This window comes from Asticcacaulis sp. YBE204, assembly GCF_000495855.1.
GTDB lineage: Bacteria > Pseudomonadota > Alphaproteobacteria > Caulobacterales > Caulobacteraceae > Asticcacaulis.
This window is the reverse complement of the sequence record NZ_AWGF01000003.1, coordinates 100,937-122,519: the sequence shown is the minus strand read 5'-3', so window position 1 is coordinate 122,519 and position 21,583 is coordinate 100,937. Positions and strand designations below refer to the sequence as shown.

General features: G+C 61.5%; 22 protein-coding genes. 9 read left to right on the top strand and 13 right to left on the bottom strand.

Translation table 11 applies throughout. The annotated features are described in order from the left end of the window. The first annotated feature begins 197 nt into the window (after positions 1-197). Positions 198-701, top strand: a complete 504-nt coding sequence (locus tag AEYBE204_RS26555) for a histidine phosphatase family protein (RefSeq protein ID WP_023461473.1) — start codon at positions 198-200, stop codon at positions 699-701. Next, positions 702-1,778 carry a quinone-dependent dihydroorotate dehydrogenase gene (locus tag AEYBE204_RS26550; RefSeq protein WP_023461472.1) on the top strand — a complete coding sequence of 359 codons (1,077 nt, stop codon included), beginning with the start codon at positions 702-704 and terminating at the stop codon, positions 1,776-1,778. Between the two features lie 212 nt (positions 1,779-1,990). Here the strand turns inward: AEYBE204_RS26550 and AEYBE204_RS26545 are convergent, their stop codons facing one another. The 6 genes from AEYBE204_RS26545 to AEYBE204_RS26520 all read right to left on the bottom strand — a co-directional run bounded on the left by AEYBE204_RS26545 (position 1,991) and on the right by AEYBE204_RS26520 (position 7,667). Next, positions 1,991-3,301, bottom strand: a complete 1,311-nt coding sequence (locus AEYBE204_RS26545; RefSeq protein ID WP_023461471.1) for an O-antigen ligase — start codon at positions 3,299-3,301, stop codon at positions 1,991-1,993. Positions 3,302-3,487: 186 nt separating this feature from the next. Continuing rightward, positions 3,488-4,210 (bottom strand): flagellar basal body L-ring protein FlgH, encoded by a 723-nt coding sequence (gene flgH, locus AEYBE204_RS26540; RefSeq protein ID WP_023461470.1) that lies wholly within the window; start codon positions 4,208-4,210, stop codon positions 3,488-3,490. A gap of 10 nt (positions 4,211-4,220) precedes the next feature. Then, positions 4,221-4,982, bottom strand: a complete 762-nt coding sequence (gene flgA, locus AEYBE204_RS26535; RefSeq protein ID WP_023461469.1) for a flagellar basal body P-ring formation chaperone FlgA — start codon at positions 4,980-4,982, stop codon at positions 4,221-4,223. 11 nt (positions 4,983-4,993) lie between these two features. After that, a complete protein-coding gene (flgG, locus tag AEYBE204_RS26530; RefSeq protein WP_023461468.1) occupies positions 4,994-5,782 on the bottom strand; it encodes a flagellar basal-body rod protein FlgG in 789 nt (262 codons plus the stop codon). Positions 5,783-5,795: 13 nt separating this feature from the next. Further along, positions 5,796-6,545 (bottom strand): flagellar basal-body rod protein FlgF, encoded by a 750-nt coding sequence (flgF, locus tag AEYBE204_RS26525; RefSeq protein WP_023461467.1) that lies wholly within the window; start codon positions 6,543-6,545, stop codon positions 5,796-5,798. Between the two features lie 171 nt (positions 6,546-6,716). After that, complete coding sequence (locus tag AEYBE204_RS26520; protein ID WP_023461466.1) at positions 6,717-7,667, bottom strand: bifunctional helix-turn-helix transcriptional regulator/GNAT family N-acetyltransferase; 951 nt, start codon at positions 7,665-7,667, stop codon at positions 6,717-6,719. 216 nt (positions 7,668-7,883) lie between these two features. On the opposite strand from AEYBE204_RS26520, the gene AEYBE204_RS26515 reads away from it, so the two are divergent. From AEYBE204_RS26515 to AEYBE204_RS26500, 4 genes are all read left to right on the top strand, one after another. Beyond that, on the top strand, positions 7,884-9,014 hold the full coding sequence (locus AEYBE204_RS26515; RefSeq protein WP_023461465.1) for an ABC transporter permease: 1,131 nt from the start codon (positions 7,884-7,886) through the stop codon (positions 9,012-9,014). Next, a complete protein-coding gene (locus AEYBE204_RS26510; protein WP_023461464.1) occupies positions 9,011-9,739 on the top strand; it encodes an ABC transporter ATP-binding protein in 729 nt (242 codons plus the stop codon). Before AEYBE204_RS26515 ends, AEYBE204_RS26510 begins: the two co-directional genes overlap by 4 nt. 14 nt (positions 9,740-9,753) lie before the next feature. Next, complete coding sequence (locus AEYBE204_RS26505) at positions 9,754-10,743, top strand: efflux RND transporter periplasmic adaptor subunit (RefSeq protein WP_023461463.1); 990 nt, start codon at positions 9,754-9,756, stop codon at positions 10,741-10,743. Between the two features lie 179 nt (positions 10,744-10,922). After that, complete coding sequence (locus AEYBE204_RS26500) at positions 10,923-12,062, top strand: acyltransferase (RefSeq protein ID WP_023461462.1); 1,140 nt, start codon at positions 10,923-10,925, stop codon at positions 12,060-12,062. Here AEYBE204_RS26500 and AEYBE204_RS0120020 read toward each other — a convergent pair. The 5 genes from AEYBE204_RS0120020 to nadA form a co-directional block, all read right to left on the bottom strand. Next, positions 12,004-12,258, bottom strand: coding sequence for a Txe/YoeB family addiction module toxin (locus tag AEYBE204_RS0120020; protein WP_031230067.1), 255 nt, complete (start codon positions 12,256-12,258; stop codon positions 12,004-12,006). The two genes, AEYBE204_RS26500 and AEYBE204_RS0120020, sit on opposite strands and share 59 nt — an antisense overlap. Further along, complete coding sequence (locus AEYBE204_RS26495) at positions 12,255-12,512, bottom strand: type II toxin-antitoxin system Phd/YefM family antitoxin (RefSeq protein ID WP_023461461.1); 258 nt, start codon at positions 12,510-12,512, stop codon at positions 12,255-12,257. Before AEYBE204_RS26495 ends, AEYBE204_RS0120020 begins: the two co-directional genes overlap by 4 nt. A 111-nt stretch (positions 12,513-12,623) precedes the next feature. Beyond that, positions 12,624-13,472: a carboxylating nicotinate-nucleotide diphosphorylase gene (nadC, locus tag AEYBE204_RS26490; protein ID WP_023461460.1), complete on the bottom strand. Its 849-nt coding sequence runs from the start codon at positions 13,470-13,472 to the stop codon at positions 12,624-12,626. Continuing rightward, positions 13,472-15,016, bottom strand: a complete 1,545-nt coding sequence (locus AEYBE204_RS26485; RefSeq protein WP_023461459.1) for an L-aspartate oxidase — start codon at positions 15,014-15,016, stop codon at positions 13,472-13,474. Before AEYBE204_RS26485 ends, nadC begins: the two co-directional genes overlap by 1 nt. Before the next feature lie 523 nt (positions 15,017-15,539). Continuing rightward, positions 15,540-16,655, bottom strand: coding sequence for a quinolinate synthase NadA (nadA, locus tag AEYBE204_RS26475; protein WP_023461457.1), 1,116 nt, complete (start codon positions 16,653-16,655; stop codon positions 15,540-15,542). 276 nt (positions 16,656-16,931) lie between these two features. On the opposite strand from nadA, the gene AEYBE204_RS26470 reads away from it, so the two are divergent. From AEYBE204_RS26470 to arfB, 3 genes are all read left to right on the top strand, one after another. Beyond that, on the top strand, positions 16,932-17,396 hold the full coding sequence (locus tag AEYBE204_RS26470) for a Dps family protein (protein WP_023461456.1): 465 nt from the start codon (positions 16,932-16,934) through the stop codon (positions 17,394-17,396). A gap of 103 nt (positions 17,397-17,499) precedes the next feature. After that, on the top strand, positions 17,500-18,204 hold the full coding sequence (locus AEYBE204_RS26465) for a DUF2459 domain-containing protein (RefSeq protein WP_023461455.1): 705 nt from the start codon (positions 17,500-17,502) through the stop codon (positions 18,202-18,204). Continuing rightward, positions 18,201-18,632, top strand: coding sequence for an alternative ribosome rescue aminoacyl-tRNA hydrolase ArfB (arfB, locus tag AEYBE204_RS26460; RefSeq protein ID WP_023461454.1), 432 nt, complete (start codon positions 18,201-18,203; stop codon positions 18,630-18,632). The genes AEYBE204_RS26465 and arfB overlap by 4 nt, the downstream gene beginning before the upstream one ends. Here arfB and AEYBE204_RS26455 read toward each other — a convergent pair. Then, positions 18,629-19,708, bottom strand: a complete 1,080-nt coding sequence (locus tag AEYBE204_RS26455) for a glycosyltransferase family 4 protein (RefSeq protein ID WP_023461453.1) — start codon at positions 19,706-19,708, stop codon at positions 18,629-18,631. The two genes, arfB and AEYBE204_RS26455, sit on opposite strands and share 4 nt — an antisense overlap. A 166-nt stretch (positions 19,709-19,874) precedes the next feature. Next, complete coding sequence (locus tag AEYBE204_RS26450; protein ID WP_023461452.1) at positions 19,875-21,080, bottom strand: pyridoxal phosphate-dependent aminotransferase; 1,206 nt, start codon at positions 21,078-21,080, stop codon at positions 19,875-19,877. Positions 21,081-21,583 lie beyond the last annotated feature (503 nt).

Here is a 21,583-nt window from a genome sequence, read left to right as displayed (position 1 = left end):
GCTTTTTGATCCGCTTTCATTACATGTCTGTAAGCTTAAATCTGAATGTCATATTTGCGAAGGGTTTGCATTGGCTTTAGACGCGGTTTTACTTGGTAAAATCCGCGCGCCGGAGTTTTCGCGAAAAACACCTGTAAAACAGGCTTGAAACACGACCGGAGTCGCGGCCATATGCGCGGGAATAAGGATAGTTCGATATGATGAAGCATCTGATCGTCATGCGTCACGGCAAGGCCGAAAAGGACGCGGAGTCGGGCGAGGATTTCGAGCGCGACCTGATGCAGCGCGGGGTGCGTGAAGCCACCGCGGTGGCCGAGGCGCTCAAGGCGCGCGGGTTGAAGCCCGACTTTGCGCTGGTGTCGTCGGCCCACCGCACGTCGCAGACCTTCGATGCGGTGAACGCGGTGCTGGGTCCGATCCACGCCGAGCGCCGCGACGATCTGTATAATGCCGGCGCCAACGACCTGCGCCGTCTGGTCGAGGCGCATGAGGAGGCGGGCGACTGCCTGCTGGTCATCGGGCACAATCCGGGCATCCAGTATCTGATCCTCGACTATATGACCGAGGGCGCGGCCTCGCAGACCGAGATCGACAAGGTGCGCGGCACCTATCCCACGGCGGCGGCGACCGTGTTCGAGGTCGATGTGGCGGGCCGCCCGCTCTATGACGGCGTGCTGAAACCGAAGGATCTGGGCGAATAAATGGACATCTATAAGCTGGCCACCCGCGCCCTGCACGGTCTCGATCCCGAAGACGCCCATGCGGCGACGATCCTGGCCTTGAAATCGGGTTTGGGGCCTCAGTCGTCTTACGATCCGCTGGAACTGACGGTCGAGTTTCCCTGCACGGGCGGCGGGGTATCGGCGCGCAACTGCGTCGGTCTGGCGGCCGGGTTCGACAAGAACGCCGACGTGCCGCTGGCCATGTCGCGCGCCGGGTTCGGCTTCGTCGAATGCGGGACGGTGACGCCGCTGCCTCAGGAGGGCAATCCGCGTCCGCGCCTGTTTCGTCTGAGCGAGGATGAGGCGGTGATCAACCGCATGGGCTTCAACAACAAGGGGCTCGATGTCTTCGCCGGGCATCTGGAGCGCTATGTCGGGCGTGTGAGCCGTCCCGTTCTGGGGGCCAATATCGGCGCCAACAAGGACGCCACCGACCGCATGGCCGATTACGTCACGGGCCTGAAGCGCCTGTGGGGCCTGTCGAGCTATTTCACGGCCAATATTTCGTCGCCCAATACGCCGGGGCTGCGGGCGCTTCAGGGCAAGTCGCATCTGGATGAGTTGCTGGCGCAGATTGCCGCCACGCGCGCCGATCTGGTGCGCGTGACCGGGCAGAACTATCCGATCTTCCTCAAGATCGCGCCGGACCTGACGGAAGACGAGATCGCCGACACGGTGCAATCGACCATGACGCACGGGCTCGACGCACTGATCGTGTCGAACACGACGATCGAGCGCGCCGAGACCCTGCAATCGGCGCAGAAGGCCGAGACCGGCGGCCTGTCGGGGGCGCCTCTCTTTGCGTTGTCGACGGCGGCCTTGCGCACAGCGCGGCAGGTGTCGGAGGGTCGGTTGCTGCTGATCGGGGCGGGCGGGATCGCCTCGGGGGCCGATGCCTATGTCAAGATCAGGGCCGGGGCCTCGGCGGTGCAATTGTACTCGGCGATGGTTTTCAAAGGGCCGGGTCTGGTTGACGAAATCAAGCGCGATCTGGTCGATCTGTTGCTTCGTGACGGGTTCACGCACGTGTCGCAGGCGGTAGGGGCGGACGCCTAAATTATACCTCCCCACTTGTGGGGAGGGGGACCGCACGAGCCGACGAAGTCGGTGATCGGACCGCCGATGCGGATGTGGTGGTGGGGGCCTTCTCGGTCATTGTAAAGCGCGCGTCGGGCCGCAGATTTATTCGCGGTATCTACGCGAGCCCCCCACCGTCTCGCTGCCTGCGGCATCGATCCACCTCCCCCAGTAAACTGGGGGAGTATAAGTTAGGTGTCCTGCAACCGGTTCGCCGTCAGGCGCGACATCGCGCAGATAAACAGCACCCAGATCAGCGTATTCTGTCCCAGAATAAAGCTTTCCGACAAGATCAGGAAGCTGAACAGGCACAGCGTCAGCACCGAAAAAAACCCGTCCTTCACGCGCGCAAACCGGAACAGGGCGCAGAAAAAGGCGATGGCCAGCACGCTGCCGAACAGTATGACGCCCAGCCAGCCCAGTTGCACCAGCAGGTCCAGCCAGCCGTTGTGCGCCGAGGGCACGTCCCAGTGCGTCTCCATCTTGACGATCTTGTTGGGCACCGAATCCGGCCCCCAGAAGGCCTTGTAGCCGTAACCGAGCCACGGGCGCTTGTCCGACAGACGCAGCAGCGACTCCCAGATTTCTGTGCGGCCCGTCAACGTCGGGTCCTTGCCCAGCGCCTTGAAGATCGCTTCGGGCATCAGGAAGAACAATGTCCCGCCGATCAGCGAGACCGTCGCGGCAGCCCATACGAACAGGACGCTCAATATGCCGCCGCGTTTCAGCGCCATCAGGACCGGCATGGCGAACAGGCTGAGCATACAGGCCAGCAGCGAGGTCTTTGAGCGCGACATGACCACCAGAAAGAAGATAAGGGCCGCCGCCACGATCCACGCCGTGCGGCGTTCGGGGACGATGAAGGCGCTGGCGCAGGCGGCGACGAAGCCGAAGGTCATCAGCGAGGCCATCTGGTTCTTTTCGTGCCACAGGCCGCGCCACGCCCCGGCATTGATGTCGTGGTGGACGCCCATCGTAGGATAGAAAAGCGCCGCCAGAATGCTGCCGACCGCCAAGACGGTGAAGGTCAGGGCGACGATCTGGGTCAGGTCCGAGCCCTTGAAGCGCATCCCCAGATAAAGCCCGAACAGGGTGGTAAAGGCGAGGGCCAGTGAGCGTCGACTGGTCACGGCGGGGTCGATGGACCAGTATCCCGACGCGTAACACAAACCGATCAGCAGCCCGCCCATGAACAGGGCGGGTAAAATGCGCAGGAACCTGTCGGCCCGGAGCGCACACAGCAGCAGGGTCAGGCCATAGACCGGCAGCCACAGGAGCCGCATCCACGCCACGTCGCCGCCGGTTTCCTGGTTGGGGGCGAACAGCGGCGCCCACAGGGCTTCGGTGAACATGAAGACGCAGAAACAGGCGAGCAGAATCTCGGCCCGATAGATCCAAAGGGCCAGCCCGTCCAGCGGCGTATCCTGTGTTGAAGGCACGACGTTTCGCTGCGCATAGGGCGCGACATAGTCGTCATCTTCGTAGGCGGGCCTGGCGGGCATGGCCTTATGGTAAAGGCAAAAGGTAAAAAAGCTTACCCGACTTAATACCTCCCCACCACGTGGGGAGGGGGACCGCGCCTGAAAGGCGTGGTGGTGGGGGCCTTTTCAACATCGGCAAGGCCCCCCTCCGTCACCTCGTTTCACTCGGCGCCACCTCCCCCGCGTGGCGGGGGAGTATGATTTGGATTAAAACGGTGAGAACTTTTCCATCAGGTTCTGCGTCACCGGGGCGGCCTGCATCCGGGTCACGTCGCCGCGGCCGCCGTAAGAGATACGCGCCTCGGCCATCTGGGCGTGGCGGACCGTATTGGCCGACGAAATATCCTCAGGCCGCACGATGCCCGACACCGTCAGTTCGCGCACTTCGCGGTTGGTGCGCACTTCCTGAGAGCCCTGCACGATCAGATTGCCGTTCGGCAGGACGCCGGTAACGACCGCCGCGATGGTCAGGGAAATCTTTTCCGCGCGGTTGACGCTGCCCGAGCCGCTGAAGTTCGTCGAACCGTTGGTGGATAAGCCATTCGACGCATTATACTCGCTCGGCAAAATTTTCCCCAGCGACGATTCCAGCCCGAAGACCTTGGGGATCGAGGCGTTGTAATCGCTTTCGCGTGAGCGGGCGGTGGTGTTCTGGGTCTGGGCCTTGTCGTCGATATCGACCTGCACCGTCAGGATGTCGCCGACATTGCGGGCCCGCTGGTCCTTGAAGAAGGCCTTGGCGCCGCTGCGCCACAGCGAATTGGCCGAGGCGGCGGGGGGCGTCGGCGCATAGACCTGCTGCTGCGGCACCAGTTGCGACGGATACCCCATCGGATTGAGCTGCGGGCCGGAGACGGCTTCGTTGACGCTGGCGCAGGCCGTAAGCGAGGCGGCGGCGATGACAAAGGCGGCGAGAGACGGGATACGCATGGATACTACCTCAACGGCTTGAATAGAGTTTGTCGGAACGGAGCGCCAGCGCGGCATCGCCGGTGACCGCCGTGCCGGGGCCGGTGACGACGGCCTCGATCAGCTTTTTCGACTGCGGGTTCTGGACCATGACGACGTCGCCGATGGCGGCATCCTTTTGCGCCTGACCGGTCATGCTCAGGCTGATGCCGTTCATCGACCAGGTCACCTTGACCAGTTCGGCGCGCTTGATGACCACGGGCGAGGCGAGGTCCGATGTCCTGACGATGCCGCCTTCGCGCACGGGCAGGCGGACGCTCTTGCCGATGGCGGTCTGCGCATCGAGCATCAGCGCGCCCGACGCCATATGGGCCTGCACCGGCTTGAAGGCGATGTCGGCAGCGGAGACGATCTCGCCTGCGCTCATGGTGCGCGTGAAGACCAGCACGTCTTTCGTGGCCCCGGCCTGAACCTTCGTGGCGGTTGCGACGCCGTCGCCACCGGCGGAGACGATGATCCTGCGCAGCCCCTGCGGGTTGGTCCAGATCAGGCCCGCCTGACGCGCCTGCACCTGCACCTGACCGGCGTCGAGCACGATCGACGGGTTCCTGCGCTGGGCGATGACGATGTCCGAAGCCTTGCCCGCGCCGTCGAACAGGTCGCCCAGCGTGACGCGTCCGTCGGCATCGGTGACCTGCGCGCGCAGGGTGACGCTGTCTTGCGCATAGGTGTGGCTGGCGGCGAACACGGTCGCCGTTCCCGCCAGCATCAGCATATAGACGGAACGGTGCATCAGGTGTTTCCCTAGTTACGCAGGCTGCCGGCCACCGACAGCATTTCGTCGGCGGTGGTGATGACTTTCGAGTTCATTTCGTAGGCGCGTTGCGCGACGATCAGGGCGGTGATTTCCGACACGGCGTCGACGTTCGAGGCTTCGGTATAGCCTTGCAGCAGCGTGCCGTAGCCGGTGTCGCCGGGGGCGGCGATGGTCGGTGCGCCCGACGCGCCCGATTGCAGGAACAGGTTGTCACCGATGGCGTCGAGCCCGGCTTCGTTATAGAAGGTGGCGAGTTGAAGCTGACCGATGACGGTCGGGGTCGTCACGCCGTCCTGCGTCACCGAAACCTGACCGGTCTTGGAGACGGTGAATTCCTTGGTGTCCTGCGGCAGGGTGATCTGCGGCTGGACGAGGTAACCGTCGTCGGTGACCAGTTGCCCCTGATCGTTGATGGCAAAGTTGCCGGCGCGCGTATAGGCGGTCTCGCCCGACGGCATCAGGACCTGAAAATAGCCGCGCCCGTCGATCATCAGGTCGTAGGAATTGTCGGTGCGGGTGACCGAGCCCTGGGTCAGGATGCGATAGACGCTGCCGGTCTTCACACCGGCACCGATCTGGATGCCGGTCGGCACGACGGTCCCGGCTTCGGACGACTGCGCGCCCATGCGCTCGACGTTTTGATACAGCAGATCCTGAAACTCGGCGCGCTGCTTCTTGTAGCCGACCGTGTTCATGTTGGCGATGTTGTGCGAGATGACATCGACGTTCATCTGCTGGGCGGCCATGCCGGTGGTAGCGGTTCTTAAAGCACGCATGTTTTGTTACTCCTTAGGCGACACGACCGAGACGCTCGATGGCGTTGCGGTTGAGTTCCTGATTCTGGTCGATGACCTTCGAGATCGAGGCGTAGGACCGGTTGATCTCGACCAGCCGGGTGACTTCGGTAAGGGCGTTGACGTTCGACGCCTCCAGCATGCCCTGACGGATGCGGACGTCGCCCGCCGGGTCGGGTGTGGCGTTTGAGGTCGCCGCGAACATGTTGTCGCCGCGCTTTTCCACGTCGGACAGGTTGGCGAAGCGCACGACATTGATCTTGCCGACGCGGACCGTGCCGTCGGCGGAACGTTGCGAGACGATGCCGTCGGCGGAGATGCTCGGCGCGCCGAATTCGGCGTTCAGGCGGATTTCGCCGCCGTCGCCCTGTACCGGCAGGCCTTCCTGCGTGGTCAGGACGCCTTCGGAATTGACCGTGAAGGCGCCGTCGCGGGTATAGAGCGGGCCGCTGGGGCCGTTGACGACGAAGAACGCGCCTTCGCCTTCGATGGCGAGGTCGTAGTCGCTGCCGGTCTGGATGAAGGACCCCTGCGAAAAGTCGCGACCGATCCCCTTGTCGAAGGCGAAATTGGCGGGGGCGCGGATCGGCAGGTTATAGGCGGGTTTGCCGGGTTCGGTTTCGACCAGAAGCTGCTCGAACTTGTAACCGCTGGTGTTCATGTTCGCCAGATTGTTGGCGGTGACGTCCAGTTCGCGGCGCAGGACGAGCTGACGCGACAAGGCGACGTAGGTGGCGTTATCCATGCGGGCTCCCTGTGAAACAAACGGCGTTAACCATGTTTTTCAAGAAGCAAGAGCCGTGCCAGAGCGGAAAAAAATCGTAATTTATTGAAAAGACTTGAGAATATGTAGGGGCTGATTCAGGGGTAGCGAAAGGGCGGCAGAATCTGCCGCCGCCCCTAACGAAGGCATTCGTTAACCTTCGCGCGCGACATAGCGCATGGCGACGTCGCAGCGTTCATATCGCGCACCATAGGTGGCCATGATCTCCGCGTCGTGACGGAAGCCGAGCTTCTCGTACAGATGGATGGCGGCTTCGCAGCGGGCATTGGTCAGCAGATAAAGGGTCTCCGCCCCCATGAGCTGCGCTCGCGCGATCATGGCGTCGAGGAGAAACTCACCGGCTTTCAGACCGCGCGCCGACGACCGGACACCCATCTTGGTCAGCTCGAACGCGCCGGGACCGGTTTTTTGCAGGGCGCAGGTGCCGACGATACCCAGACCGGCGGCTTCGACGAAGAGGATCGCGCCGCCGGGGGCGATGATCTTGTCTTCGGGGTGCCGCAGGACCTCGATGTCGGTGGCCTCAAGCCGGAACATGCTGCTGATCCATTCGGCATTGATATCGTGAAAATCCGCCGCCAGTTCCGAGCTATATTCGCGGACGGTCAGGGCCGGTTTGGAGTCTCCGGCACGGGCATAGAGCGACTGTGTTTCCAGCACCGCTTCGAGACGGCCAATCTCGGCCATGAAATCTCCGTCGAGGGCCGTGAGGATCTCCTTCACGCCGCGTTCGATGCGCGGCAGGGCCAGATGTTTGGCGCGCGCCATCGCCGCCTGACCTTCCGGGGTCAATGACGCGGTGCGGCGACGCTGATCCTTGCCCTTTTCGGACTGCACAAGGCCCATATCGACAAGCTGCCCGATGCCGCGCGTGATACCGGGCTGACTGACGCCGATCACCTCGACCAGTTGCCCTATGGCCATCGGCTGCCGATCAAGCGCCACCAGCAACGGCATATGGGTGGGTTGCACCGGTAGCCCCGCTTCGTTGACGATGCGCGCTGCATCGGCCTGCAATCGCTCGGCCAGTCGTTTCAGGCGGCTGCCCAGAAACACCGGACCCATGTCGCTGACGATATCCATGTCGCACGCTCCTTAATGTATATCGCGATATATAACGCGTTATTTATATTTTCAAGAGACCTGATCGCATTCGTTACAGCGATTTAATTGGACGTAAGGATTGAAACTATCCAAGGTAGGCCAGAAGAGGGGCGGGGTGCCATCTGTATCTTTGACCGCGGATCACCGCCTCCCCGCAAAGCCTGTCCGGCGAAGCTATCTGGGGAAGCCTGTTTTATGTCACTCGCGTTATCAACGCTGATCTACGAATGGCGCCGCTACATGGCTGCTGTCATCGCGCTGGCGGTCGCCGGTCTGCTGGTGCTGGCGCTGGTCGGCATGTTCATGGGGATCGGCAAGAACTTCAGCGCCACGATCGACCGCTCGCCGGCGCATATCATGATCCTGCCGCCGGATTCCGAAGGCCTCGGCACCAGCCAGCCGCGCCGTAATATCCCGCTGCTGTTCCAGCATAGCGAAGTCGTCGAGGCGACGCCGTTCAACGTCACCTGGGGGCAGTTCACCAACTTCCCCGAAGGCGAGCAAAAGGCCGTTCGTGAAGGCGTACAGATCTACGTCGTCGACCCGATCCCCGGCGCGGTGACCCTGCCGACCGACTTCCCCGAAGACGTGATTCTGGCCTTGCAGGAGCCCTATTCGGTCATCCTCGACGTGACCTCGCTCAACAAGCTGGGCGTCAAGGTCGGCGACAAGGCCAAGATCAACGGCCGTACCGTCACCGTGCGCGCCACCATCAGCGGCTACCCCAGCCTGTTCAACTCGATGATCTTCACCTCGCGTCAGTCGGCCAAGCTTCTGGGCCTCGTCCGCGAAGGGCCGCGCGTCGGCGCTATCCTCGTCAAGGTCAGCGACCCGGCGCGCACCGATACCGTGGCCGCCGAACTGAACGTCATCGGCAAGGGTCAGTTCAAGGCGTGGACCAAGCCGGAACTGTCCAAGCGCAATCAGGAATCGATGTTCAAGAACTCGTTCATCTCGATCCTGCTCGGCTTCATGCTGGTCGTCGGCGTCTTCATCGGCGTGGTGATTACGTGGCAGACCCTGCAAGGGGCGATCCTGGCCAATATCAAGGAGTTCGCCTCGCTGAGGGCGCTGGGGGTATCGATCGGCAGCCTCAACCTGATTATCATGGAGCTGAGTTTCTGGGTCGGCGTCGCGGGCCTCGGCATGACGGCGATCCTGCTGGTCGGCGTTACGGCGCTGGCCGGGGCGATGGGCCTGACCATGTTCTATCCCCTGTGGTCGGTGATCACCATCGCCATCATGCTCCTGATTATTTCCGTCCTGTCGGGCCTGTTGTCGCTCGGTGTCCTGAAAAAGAGCCAACCTGCGGATCTGTTGCGATGAGTGGAAAACTAGCCATAGACGCCAAGGGCCTGTCGAAGGCCTACAAGATCGGCAAGCAGAAGCAGGCGGTGCTGAAAGACGTCGATTTCAATGCCTATCACGGGCAGGTCACCATGGTCATGGGGCCGTCAGGATCGGGTAAATCGACCCTGATCGCCGCCCTGTCCGGCCTGATGAAGCCCGACGAGGGCGAGGTCATCGCCTTGGGCGAAAGCCTGTGGAAGAAGAAAAAAGGCAAGATCGACAAGTTCCGCCTCGATCACTGCGGCTTCATCTTTCAGGGCTTCAACCTGTTCCCGGCGCTCAACGCCACCCAACAGGTCGAGCAGGTGCTGAAGTACTGCAAGGTCAAGAAGTCGGAAGCCAAGAAACGCGCGGTTGCCGCCCTGACCGAGGTCGGGCTGGAAAAGCGCCTCAAGCAGACGCCATCGGCCTTGTCCGGCGGGGAAAAGCAGCGTGTCGCCATCGCGCGCGCCTTGTCGAAAAACCCGCAACTGCTGTTCGCGGACGAGCCGACCTCGGCGCTCGACTCGGTGTCGGGTCAGGTGGTCATCAAGCTCCTGCACCGCGCCGCCAAGGAACACGGGGCGGCGGTGATCGTTGTGACCCACGACCCGCGCCTCGAAGCCTATGCCGACCGCGTCATCCATATGGAAGACGGCAAGATCCTCAGCGATCATTTCGTCAATCAACCTCAAGACGTCGTTGAGACGCCTGTTTCGTGATCAGAGAAATACCCATGTCATACAAAAAATCGCTTCTCGCTCTGGTCCTGCTTCCGGCGGTTCTGTCGCTCGCGGCCTGCGGCGGCAAGCCGGGCGAACCCGGTAAGCCCGGTGCCAAGAAAGACGCCGTCGCCGAGGTCAAGGCCCCGCCGTCGCCCTACGCGGCCATCGCCAACGGCAAGGCCGACGTCGAAGGCGGCGTCATTCAGGTCGCCGCCCGCCGCGCCGGTGTGGTGCAGGAAGTGCTGGTTCAGGAAGGTGATGTCGTCAAAAAGGGCCAGATCCTCGCCCGACAGGAAGCCGATTCCGCGCAGTTGTCGGTCCAACGCGCCCGCGCCAATGTCAACGAGGCGCAAGCCTCGATGCGCCTGACCCAGGTCAATCTCGACACCGCGCGCCGCGAATACGAACGCTATGAGAAGCTGGCGGCGACCAATTTCGTCGCCGGTCAGAAGCTCGATCAGCAGCGCGACGCCATCCGCGAAGCCGAGGCCCGTCTGGCGGCTCAGGCGGCTTCGGTGCAGACAGCGCAGGCCTCGCTGGCTCAGGCCAATTTCGATCTGGAACAGACCCTGGTTCGTGCGCCGCTCGACGGCCGCATCGTCCGCCGCTACGCCAATCCGGGATCGGGGGCCTCGACGCTCAACGTCTCGACCATGTTCGATCTGGAGCCGCAGACCGAGCGCATCATCCGCGCCGAAATCGTCGAGAGCTCGATCCCTGACGTGACCCCCGGTCAGGAGGTCGAAATCATCCCCGAAACCGACCAGACCAAGGTCTTTGTCGGCACGGTCAAGCGCGTGGCCGCCACCTTCGGCGCCCGCAAGCTGATCTCGGACTCCGGCAACGAGGCTTCTGACGAACGCGTGGTCGAGGTCGTGGTGACCGCCGGCGACGCCCCGCTGCTGATCGGGCAGCGCGTGCTGGTCAAGTTCATGAAGCCGGGCGAAAAGGCCGGCATCAAGCGCGAGGCGCCCAAGCCTGTCGCACCCGCCAAGAAATAGGTAGCCTGTACTGCCTGTCAAAGCCCCGGATCGTGCAGATGATCCGGGGTTTTTTGCGTTTTGTGTCAGGGCGGACATCGGGTGGTCGCTTCACCTCTCTATGAAAGCCTTGCGCCACAAGGGAAATCTTAACCCGCAGGCGGTAAGTATCATCGTCCAAGACCAAGGATTTCGCCCGCGTGCCTGCCCCGCAACACCCTCTTCAGACTGTGACGCCGCGCGCGGGCGGGGCCAGCCTCGACGTGCTGCGGTTTATGGCGGCCGGGTTTATCCTGCTGTTTCATTTCGGTGAATCCGCCCCGCGCGACCTGCATCAGATGTCGCCGGTACTGGCGCAAGGCTGGCTGGCGACCGATTTTTTCCTGATGCTGTCGGGCTTTATCCTGATGCGCGCCTATGGGCCGAGATTGCAGGAAGGGCGCGTGTCGCCATTCGATTTCGTCAAGAAACGCTTTTTCCGTCTGTGGCCGTCGCACGTCGCCGTCCTGTTATTGATGTTCGTCGTGGTGACTCTGGCGACGTTGAAAGGGCACCCGCCGGGGCATATGGAAAAATACGGCGTGTGGTCGTTCTGGGAGCAATTTTTTCTGATCCACGGCTGGGGCCTGAGCGAAGAACCCGGCTGGAACGTTCCGACCTGGACCCTGTCGGCCCTGATCCTGTGCTATGCGCTGTTCACGCTCTATGTGCCGTGGGTGCGTCGCTGGAGACCATGGGCGCTGGCCGGTGGGATAGTGGCCGTGCTGGGAGCCGGATACGCCATCGCCACCTTTGCTGGCCACGCCTTTGTCGATCTGCCGTTCCGCTGGGGGCTGGTGCGCGCCATCCCCCTGTTCATCGTCGGTAGTCTGCTGGAACGACTGGTAGCGAATATCCGCGTGTCAAAAGGTGTCTATGCCGCGGGTATGCTGGCTTGCCTGACGGCCATTGCGGGATTGGCCAGCCTGCCGCGTCACGCTGTCAGCGACATTTTGATCCTGAGCCTGCTGGCCGTCGTGCTGGCGGTGTCGGCCAGCGTCACTCTGCACGAAAATCACCTGACGAAGCGCATGGGCCGCGCCTCGTTTTCGCTGTTCCTGACACATTCTCTGGTAGGCGCGATCGCGCTGGGCCTCGACGGCATGCTGATGGCGCGGATCGGCATCGACCCGGTCGTACACTGGGGCCTATGGGGTACGTCGATCGTTGCGGCGATCGTCGTGGCGTTTCTTTTCGATGCCCTGATCGATACGCCTTTAAGTCAGTGGGTATCGCAACGGCTCAGTAGTGGTAGCGGCACTGCGCGATCAGCAAGGCGTCGTCCGTTACCCGATAGATGATGCGGTGTTCCTGATCGATCCGTCGCGACCAGTAGCCCGACCACTCGTGCTTTAATGGTTCCGGCTGTCCGATGCCCTCGAAGGGATGCCGCGTGATGTCCTTTATCAGCGCGTTCAGCCGTTTGAGCATAGCCTTGTCGGTCGATTGCCAGTGAAGGTAATCGTCCCACGCCTGACTTGAAAAGACGATTTTCATTCGTCTTCGATCAGGTCGCGCACGATGCCACGGCCTTCACGCAGTTCCTTGATCGCCGCGTCAAGCCGCGCAGCGTTCTTCGGACTGGCCTTGAGATAGGCCGTTTCCTGCCAGGCGCTGAAGTCTTCAAGCGAAATAAGCACGGCGGGGCTGCCATTCTGACGCGTGATCAGCAGCGGTGCATGGTCTTCATTGACCTTGTCCATATGGCTGGCGAGGTCGGCGCGGAACGCGGAATAGGTAACGTGTCTCATGAGGCAATTCCTTGTACGCATACTTGTACAATAAATCTCTCAAATGTCCATATTTTGGTCTGGCGCGCATCTGATCCAAAAACCGCTGCACACTTTTTGGGATATGCTTGCTTACACCGCGTCCAGCCCGATATCGAACACTGGTGCCGAATGTGTCAAAGCGCCCACCGAAATCACGTCGATGCCGGTTTCGGCGATGGCGCGCACGGTGCTCAGATTGACGCCGCCCGAGGCTTCGAGGATCGTCTTGCCCTTGGCGATGCTGACGGCTTCGCGCAGGGTCTCCAGATCGAAATTATCGACCATGATGACATCAGGCTTGAACGGCAGGGCCTGTTTGAGCTGATAGATCGAGTCGACCTCGATCTCGATCTTCATGGTGTGACCGGCGGCGGCCTTGGCCAGTTCCAGCGCCTTTTCAACCCCGCCGCAGATGGCGATGTGGTTGTCCTTGATCAGGATGGCGTCGTCGAGGCCGTAGCGGTGATTGTGCCCGCCGCCGCATTTGACCGCGTGCTTTTGCAGGCCGCGCAGGCCGGGCAGGGTCTTTCGCGTACAGGCGATGCGCGCGGGCAGGCCGTCGAGCGCCTTAACGTAGGTCTGGGTCAGGGTCGCGACGCCCGACAGGTGCGACAGCAGGTTCAGCGCCACGCGCTCGGCCGCCAGAATGGCGCGGGCATTGCCTTCGACGCGGGCGATGACGTCACCGGCCACGACCTCTGAGGCGTCGGGTTTGACGATCTCGAAACGCACGTGCGGGTCCATCAGGTTCATCGCGATGCGGGCGCAATCGAGCCCCGCCACGATCCCGGCTTCGCGGGCATTGAACTCGGCCCGAAAACGCGCCTTGGGCAGGATGACGGCGTCGGCGGTGACGTCGCCGGCGAGGCCGAGGTCTTCACGCAGGGCGTCGCGCACGACAGGTTCGACAAGGATGTCGGGCAGTCCGGTGATGTACATCAGGCAATCTCTCTGTTCATTTCCGTCTGTATAAGGCGACCCTCTTTCAGGCGGACGAAGGTGCGGTGACCCTCGGGCGCGGTGGCGGGGAAGTCCTGACGGTAATGAGAACCGCGACTCTCGCGCCTTTGCAAGGCGCATTCGGCGATCAGGCGCGCCGCGACCAAAGGTAACGCACCTTTGAACGAAAGTTCGAGGTTTCCGATAAGCTCGATCAGGTGTTCGAGGCCCTCGGCGTCGCGGATGACGCCCGCGTGCTGCGCCATACCGTCGCGCAGGGTTTGCACGGCCTCAGGTGTCAGGCGCGGCGGCGTGACCGGACGCAGGGCGTTTACTGTGTCGGGCGTGAAGGTTACAAGCTCACGCGCGGCGGCGTGACCGACGCGTTCGCCAAAGGCGGCGGCTTCGAGCAGGCTGTTCGACGCCAGGCGATTGGCCCCGTGTACGCCGGTCGAGGCGCATTCGCCGACGGCGAACAGGTTGCGCAAGCTGGTGTGGCCGTCGATGTCGGTGCGGATGCCGCCCATGTGGTAGTGCGCGGCGGGTGCCACCGGAATCGGCTCGACGCGCGGGTCGATGCCCGCCGCCATGCACGACGCGAAGACGGTCGGGAACTCGTGCGGAAAGTGCGCGCCGATGGCCTCGCGGCAATCGAGATACGCGCCGCCGAGCGTCAGATTGGCGCGATGCACGGCGCGCGCCACGATATCGCGCGGGGCCAGCTCACCGTCGGGGTGATCGTCGAAGGCGAAGCGGTAACCGTCCTTGGTGATCAGGGTCGCGCCTTCGCCGCGCAGGGCTTCGGTGGCCAGAGGCGCGGGGTCGATCCCGGCCTTGAGCGCGGTGGGGTGGAACTGCACGAACTCCGGATCGGCGATCTCGGCCCCGGCCAGAGCGGCCATGGCCATGCCTTCGCCGCGCAGATTGGCCGGGTTGGTGGTGACGGCATAGAGCCCGCCGGACCCGCCGGACGCCAGCACCACGACCGGCGCAAAGACCTCGATAACTTTGCCGCCCAGCTCGACGACCGCGCCAATCACCGTGTCGGCGTCGGACCTGATCAGGCCCGAAGCGATCGCGCCTTCCCAGATGTCGATATGCGGTGCGGCCTTGGCCTTGGCGACCACGGCTTCGAGGATCTTCTTGCCCGCCAGATCGCCGCCGACGCGAGCGACGCGCGCCAGCCCGTGCGCGGCTTCGCGATTGAGGACGAAAGTCCCGTCGGCATTATGGTCGAACGGCGCGCCGAGGTCGTTGAGGCGGTGGACGACGCCCGGCCCCATCTCGGTCAAAAGGCGCGTCGCATTGGCGTCGTTGATGCCTGCGCCGGCGACCATGGTGTCTTCGGCATGCGCGGCGGGGGAGTCCTGATCGGAGAGCGCGGCGGCGATCCCGCCCTGCGCCCAGGCTGACGAACAGGCCACGCCCAAAGCGACGGGGGCCAGCACCAGCGTCGGCTGCGGCGCGGTATTGAGCGCGACCGAGAGCCCGGCAAGACCCGCCCCGATGACGAGGGGACCGTTATGGATATAGACTTCAGGCATTTTAGCGCCTTTCTTAAATCCCCTCTCCCTGTGGGGAGAGGGTTAGGGTGAGGGGGCAACACTTGTGCCCCGGACTCCCACTCATCCGGCTTCCGCTGCGCGTCAGCCACCTTCTCCCCCCCGGAAGTTAAGAATTGAGGGGCGAAGGGAGAGGGTTAGTGAGTGACATCGTAGTAATATTTATGTGCTTCGTTTGTTTTAAGCACTCTGTCGGCAATACTCCATACACACATGCGTAAGTCAGACGGTGTGAATGGTTTATCTTTCTGCCTAAGGTGTTCAGCATAACTTAGGAACGAAAAATAACATGCGTGCCAAAGTGTATTGTTTCCATGAGGAAGCGCTTCGATGCTTATGTCAGTGCGGGTTCGTTTGAAAAACACCACCTCCGAAAAGATTGGAGAGTAATTTTTCAAGATGTTGATGCCTCTAATTTCCTCGTAGGCGCGTTCCAGAGTTTTGGGATCGGTGGCCTTTATCCGGATCATTTTTGAGGAAATGGTCACGGTAAGTGCGTCCCCGCTCATGAGATCAACTCGACATCGACATGGTGCCGTGCCTTGATCATGTCGTAGCGCGCGGGCTTGGCCGGTGGCGGCATGTCGATCATCCGCTGCACCGACAGGCGCGCCTTGTCGATGATCGCCGCGTCCACCGTCACCTCATGCGTCAGGGTCAGAAGCGACGCATAGATGCCTTCCAGCGTGATTCGCTTCATGTGCGGACACAGATTGCACGGGCGCAGGAACTCGACGTCCGGACCGGCATCGGCGGTGACGTTGTCGGCCATCGAACATTCGGTGATCAGAACCACCTGCTTCGGCTTATGCTGCGTCACATAGTCGGCCATGGCCGTCGTCGATCCAGTGAAATCGCAGGCCGCGATGACGTCCGGCGGGCATTCGGGGTGGCCCAGCACCACCGCGCCGGGGTTTGCCGCCTTGACGTCCAGAATATCCTGCGCGTTGAAGCGTTCGTGGACTTCGCACGAGCCCTTATAGGCGATGATGCCGATGTTCGTTTGCCGCGCCACATTGCGGGCGAGGAACTCGTCCGGCACCAGAATGACGCGGTCGACGCCCCATTCTTTCGCAGCCCATTCGACTACCTGCACGGCATTGGCCGACGTACAGCAGATGTCGGTTTCGGCCTTCACGTCGGCGGTGGTATTGACATAGGTGACGACCGGCAAGCCCGGATAGCGCTGCTTGATCAGGCGCAGTTGCTCGCCCGTCAGGCTTGAGGCCAGCGAACAGCCGGCGCGCAAGTCGGGGATCAGGACGGTCTTTTCCGGTGCCAGAATCTTCGAGGTTTCGGCCATGAAGTGCACGCCGCCCTGCACGATGATTTTCGCGTCGGATTTGGCGGCTTCGCGGGCGAGGCCCAGACTGTCGCCGACATAGTCGCCGACCCCGTGGAAAATCTCGGGCGTCATATAGTTGTGCGCCAGCACGACCGCGTTCAGCTCGCGCTTCTTGCGATTGATCGCGGCGATCAGCGGGGCCTGAAGCTGCCATTCGATCGGCGAAATCTTGCCTTTCAACCGCGCGTAGATGCCGGCGGTTTCGGCCTCGACATCGGCGGTGAAGCTCAGCGCGCCAAGCGCTTCGTCCACGATCGGGTTTTTGCTGTGCAGCATGTCTTCGTCTCCTGTACGGTCGTTCGTCTTTGCGTTCGACCCTTATGCTCAAATTCAGCATAAGTGGCATTAAAATACGCTTTTGGACGGTTAATGCAAGAGGACGGCGATAAAAAAGTGATCACCTATTGTATCGGATACGGAGGATCGGTGAGGGGCGAGAGGGTATACTGCCACCATCTACCCGCGACAAAATGTCGTGAAAGCCGGAATTATCATTGAAAGTTTATGGGCCTCTGCTCATATCAGCAGGGCTCTATTTCAAAAGGATTCATTATGGCGAAAGCGTCTGAAAATTTGGCCGATACCCCTGTCTGTCTCGAACTGTCGAAGGTCCTGGCCGACAGCTATAACCTCTATCTCAAGACGCACGGCTATCACTGGAACGTGCGCGGGCCGCAGTTCAACAGCCTGCACACCATGTTCATGGCGCAATATACCGAAATGTGGACCGCACTCGATGAAATCGCCGAACGTATCCGCGCTCTGGGCGAACTGGCCCCCATGTCGGGCTCGGCGTTTGGCAACCTGTCCTCGATCAAGGAAGGCGACGCAACCAACTCGGCCAACGCCATGCTGAAAGAATTGGCCGAAGGGCACAAGACCCTGATCGCCACGCTGAAGAACGCGCTCAAGGTCGCCGATGACGCTGGTGACGACCCGACGGTCGATCTGCTGACCACGCGCCTCGCCGCGCACGAAAAGTTCCTCTGGATGATTTCGGCGACGCTGGAAGATTAAGCTGTATCAGATGAAAACCCGCCTTAACCGGCGGGTTTTTTATTGCCTTAATTTTGATCACGGTTTCGTGATATCGATAGGGGGTATACCTTGGGAGGGGAAGATGAAGCTTTTTTATCGTCGCACGGGCAAGGCGCTGGTGATCGTTTTCGGTCTGTTTTTTGCGGCGGTCATCCTGACATCGCGGTCGGGTGATCTGGGACTTTATCCGCCGTCGAATGGCGACGTGACCATCTATGTCATCAATAACGGTTTCCATACGGACATTGCCTTACCGGCCGAAGCGGTGCAGGCGCGCGGCGGGCTTCTGGCGTCCGCTGGGCGGGCGGCAGGCGATAAGGCGTGGGTCGTCTATGGCTGGGGCGATGCCGGATTTTATACGACCAAAGGGTTTTCGGTGGCACGCGCGTTCGACGGTATGCGGGCCCTGTTCAAACCGGGCAATCCATCGGTAGTGCGCGTATTTGGCGTCAGCCGCCGCCCGGATGAGGCCTTCGATGCCGAAGTCGTCCCGGTCATGATCTCGCAAGCCGGTTTCGACGCTTTGGCGCAGCGCATGGAAGCGTCCTTCGCGCAAACCAATGGCGCGCCTATCCGGGCGAACGTCGCTAATAGCGATGCCTTCTTCGACAGTACCGGGCATTTTTCCATCCTGCGTCTGTGCAACCATTGGACGGCGGATCAGCTTGATGCGGCGGGTCTGCCCACGACGCCGATGATCGATGGTCTGGCGCCGCTGTTCATGCTCGACCTGAAATGGCGCAGCGGGGTTGAAGCCACAGCTAAAATCCCCCACAAGGCGGAATGATCTTCATCACGCCCAAAATCTCGATCGACGAGGCCGAACTGAGCGAGAGCTTCGTCCGGTCATCGGGCGCGGGTGGGCAGAACGTCAACAAGGTTTCGACCGCCGTCGAACTGCGCTTCGGCATCTGGGAAAACCAGACCATTCCCTACGACGTGAAAGAGCGCCTGATCAAGCTGGGTGGTCGCCGCGTCACGCAGGACGGGATGCTGGTTCTGTTCGTTCAGACCCACCGCACGCAGGATATGAACCGCAAGGAAGCCCGCGAACGCTTCGTCGAGTTGCTGCAAAAGGCCGCTGCGCCGCCGCCGCCACCGCGCATCAAGACCAAGCCGACCCAAGGGGCCGTGCGCCGCCGTCTGGTCGCCAAGTCGATCCGCGCGACGGTGAAATCCAATCGCGGCCGGGTGACGGGTGAAGACGAAGACTAGGCGCTTAAGCGTTTACGCACCCAGAACCAGCCCGCCGTATAGAGCGCGATCACCAGACACAGCGCGGTAAAACGCAGATCGGTATGGAGCGCTTCATCCAATATCCGAGCCCCGACGCCGATGGCGCTCGACAGGGCACAGAGGGCCCACACGCGCAGTGCCAGACGGAAATGGCTGGGATCGCGATGGATCAGCCACTGCTGATAGAGGTGGTCTTTGTGCGCGGTGAACAGGTCTTTTTTCCGTTGCGCGCGCCATATGAGCGTTAGGATGACATCGACCAGAAACGGTGCCAGCAAAAAACCGCCCAGCCACACCGACGCGATTTCATGCGTGTTGAGAACCAGCACGCTGCCGGTAACCAGTGCCCCGCCGAACAGCGATCCGGCGTCGCCCTGAAACACCCGGCCCAGCGGCAGGTTGAACGGCAACAGACCTGTAAATGCGCCCGCCGCAGTGACGCAGACCAGCAGCACGCCGCTCATCAAAAGACCTGAATAGGTTTGCGGTCCCAGCACGACGATAAACCCGGCAAAGATCAGCAGGCAGACGATTTGCGTGCCGATGGCCAGACCGTTCGCACCGTCCATGAAGTTGATGGCATTCAGCCCGACCACCAGCCACAGGGCTGAGCCGATCACGCCGACCGGCAGGGGCAGGACGAGCGCCAGGCCGGGTCCGAAGACCAGTTCGCGTGCGGGAAACAACCACGCGAACCCGAGGCACAGCAATATCTGAAACAACAATCGTGCCTTGGCAGGCAGGTCCATGAAATCGTCGATCGCGCCGGACAGACCGGCCAGGCTGGCGAAGATGAACAGCAGGGCACCCGAATGGACGCTGTCGGATTTGCCGGGGACGCAGAGCCAGATCAGCAGGCCGAGGCTTAAACCGGCCGCGGCCATGACGGCCAGCCCGCCGCTGGTAGGGGTGGGGGCCTTGTGCGCGCCGCGGTCGCGGGGAATGTCGACCGGCCCGCCTCGGATGGCCAGTTGCGTAAACCCGGCGGCCAGCAGGGCCGACAGGACGAACGCCGCGAACAGGATCAGGGGCGGTACGATCCACACTTCGATCATGGGCGCACCTCAAAACCCCTCTCCCCATTCTTGACTCTTGGGGGGAGGGGGTGGCGCGAAGCGCCGGGTGAGGGGGCAAGGGTAAGGAAGTAAAAGGTCGGAGTTCCAAGACTCCCCCTCACCCCAACCCTCTCCCCGTGGGGGAGAGGGGGAAGGGGGGGCAAGTTTACTTCAGCGAGGCGCAGAAGCGCTGGATGCGCTCGCAGGCTTCGGTCAGCACGGCTTCCGACGTCGCGTAGGAAATGCGGAAGAACGGCGACAGGCCGAAGGCCGCACCATGCACCACGGCGACGGTCTCGGTTTGCAGCAGTTCCGAGGCGAAGTCCTCATCCGTCTGGATGACCTTGCCCGACGGCGCGGTCTTGCCGATCAGGCCCTCGATCGACGGATAGACGTAGAAGGCACCTTCCGGCACCGGGCAATAGATACCCTCGGCGGCGTTCAGACCGGCGACGACAAGGTCGCGGCGCTTCTGGAACACGGCGGCGCGCTGCGGGATGAAGTCCTGCGGCCCGTTGAGGGCTTCGACGGCGGCCCACTGCGCGATCGAGCAGGGGTTGGAGGTCGATTGCGAGATGATCTTCGACATCGCCTTGATCAGCGGCTCGGGACCGGCGGCGTAACCGATGCGCCAGCCGGTCATCGAATAGGCCTTCGACACGCCGTTCATGGTCAGGGTGCGGTCGTAAAGCTCCGGCACGACCTGGGCGATGGTGGTGTAGTGGAAGTTGTCGAAGGTCAGGTGCTCGTACATGTCATCGGTGAGGATCCACACGTGCGGATACTTTTTCAGCACTTCACCCAAAGCCTTCAGTTCGGCCTCGGTATAGGCGGCGCCCGACGGGTTCGACGGCGAGTTGAGGATGAGCCACTTGGTCTTGGGCGTGATGGCGGCTTCGAGCGTTTCCGGCTTCAGCTTGAAACCGTCGGCCATTTCGCCGACCGCGAAGACGGGCGTGCCGCCGGCCAGCAGGACCATGTCCGGATAGGACACCCAGTAGGGGGCCGGGATGATCACTTCGTCGCCGACGTTCACCGAGGCCATCATGGCGTTATAGATGACCGGCTTGCCGCCCGGCGAGACCGAAACCTGCGTCGTCTTGTAGGTCAGGCCGTTCTCGCGCTTGAACTTCTCGACGATGGCGGCCTTGAGCTCGGGGATGCCGTCGACGTCGGTATAGCGGGTTTCGCCGCGCTTGATCGCCTTGATGGCGGCGTCGCAGATATTTTCCGGCGTGTCGAAATCCGGCTCACCCGCGCCCAGCGAAATGACCTTCTTGCCCTGACGGGCCAGTTCACGCGCCTTGGCGGTGACGGCGAGGGTAGGGGACGGTTTGACGCGCTTGAGGGTATCGGATTCGAGGAAGGTCATGAGCTTCGCTTCTTGGCTGCTGGAAGTATGAACGGGAAGTGCCCCCTCTTTTGCGCGCGCGGAGAGGTTTGTCCAGCCTTGTTACACCGGTTTTGCGACATTTTCTCAAGGTAGTGGCCCCAGGGCGGCTATGCGGCAGCGGAGACCGGTGAGGAAATGGTTTCCGTTGTATCCAGAGGGGCGATGTCGAGGCACGGCGTATCGCTTTGCGGGGATAAGAATTGTCAAATCGATCATTATCAATCACGAAAGTGGCGAAAAAATTTAAATTCAAGATAATGAAAGATAAGCCAGTAACTTGAATTTATTGAAACTGATTTGATTTATTTCAAGTTTGAAATATAGAAAGGCAAAAATATTTCTAAGTTGAAATAGAATATATAATATATTTTTATTTCAATATTGACGTATTAATTCAATTTTTTTACATGTATTGTCTGTGTTATTTTCATCACTTTTCAATTTCAATTGTACTATCTGTAATATTATTGCCGAATTTGGTT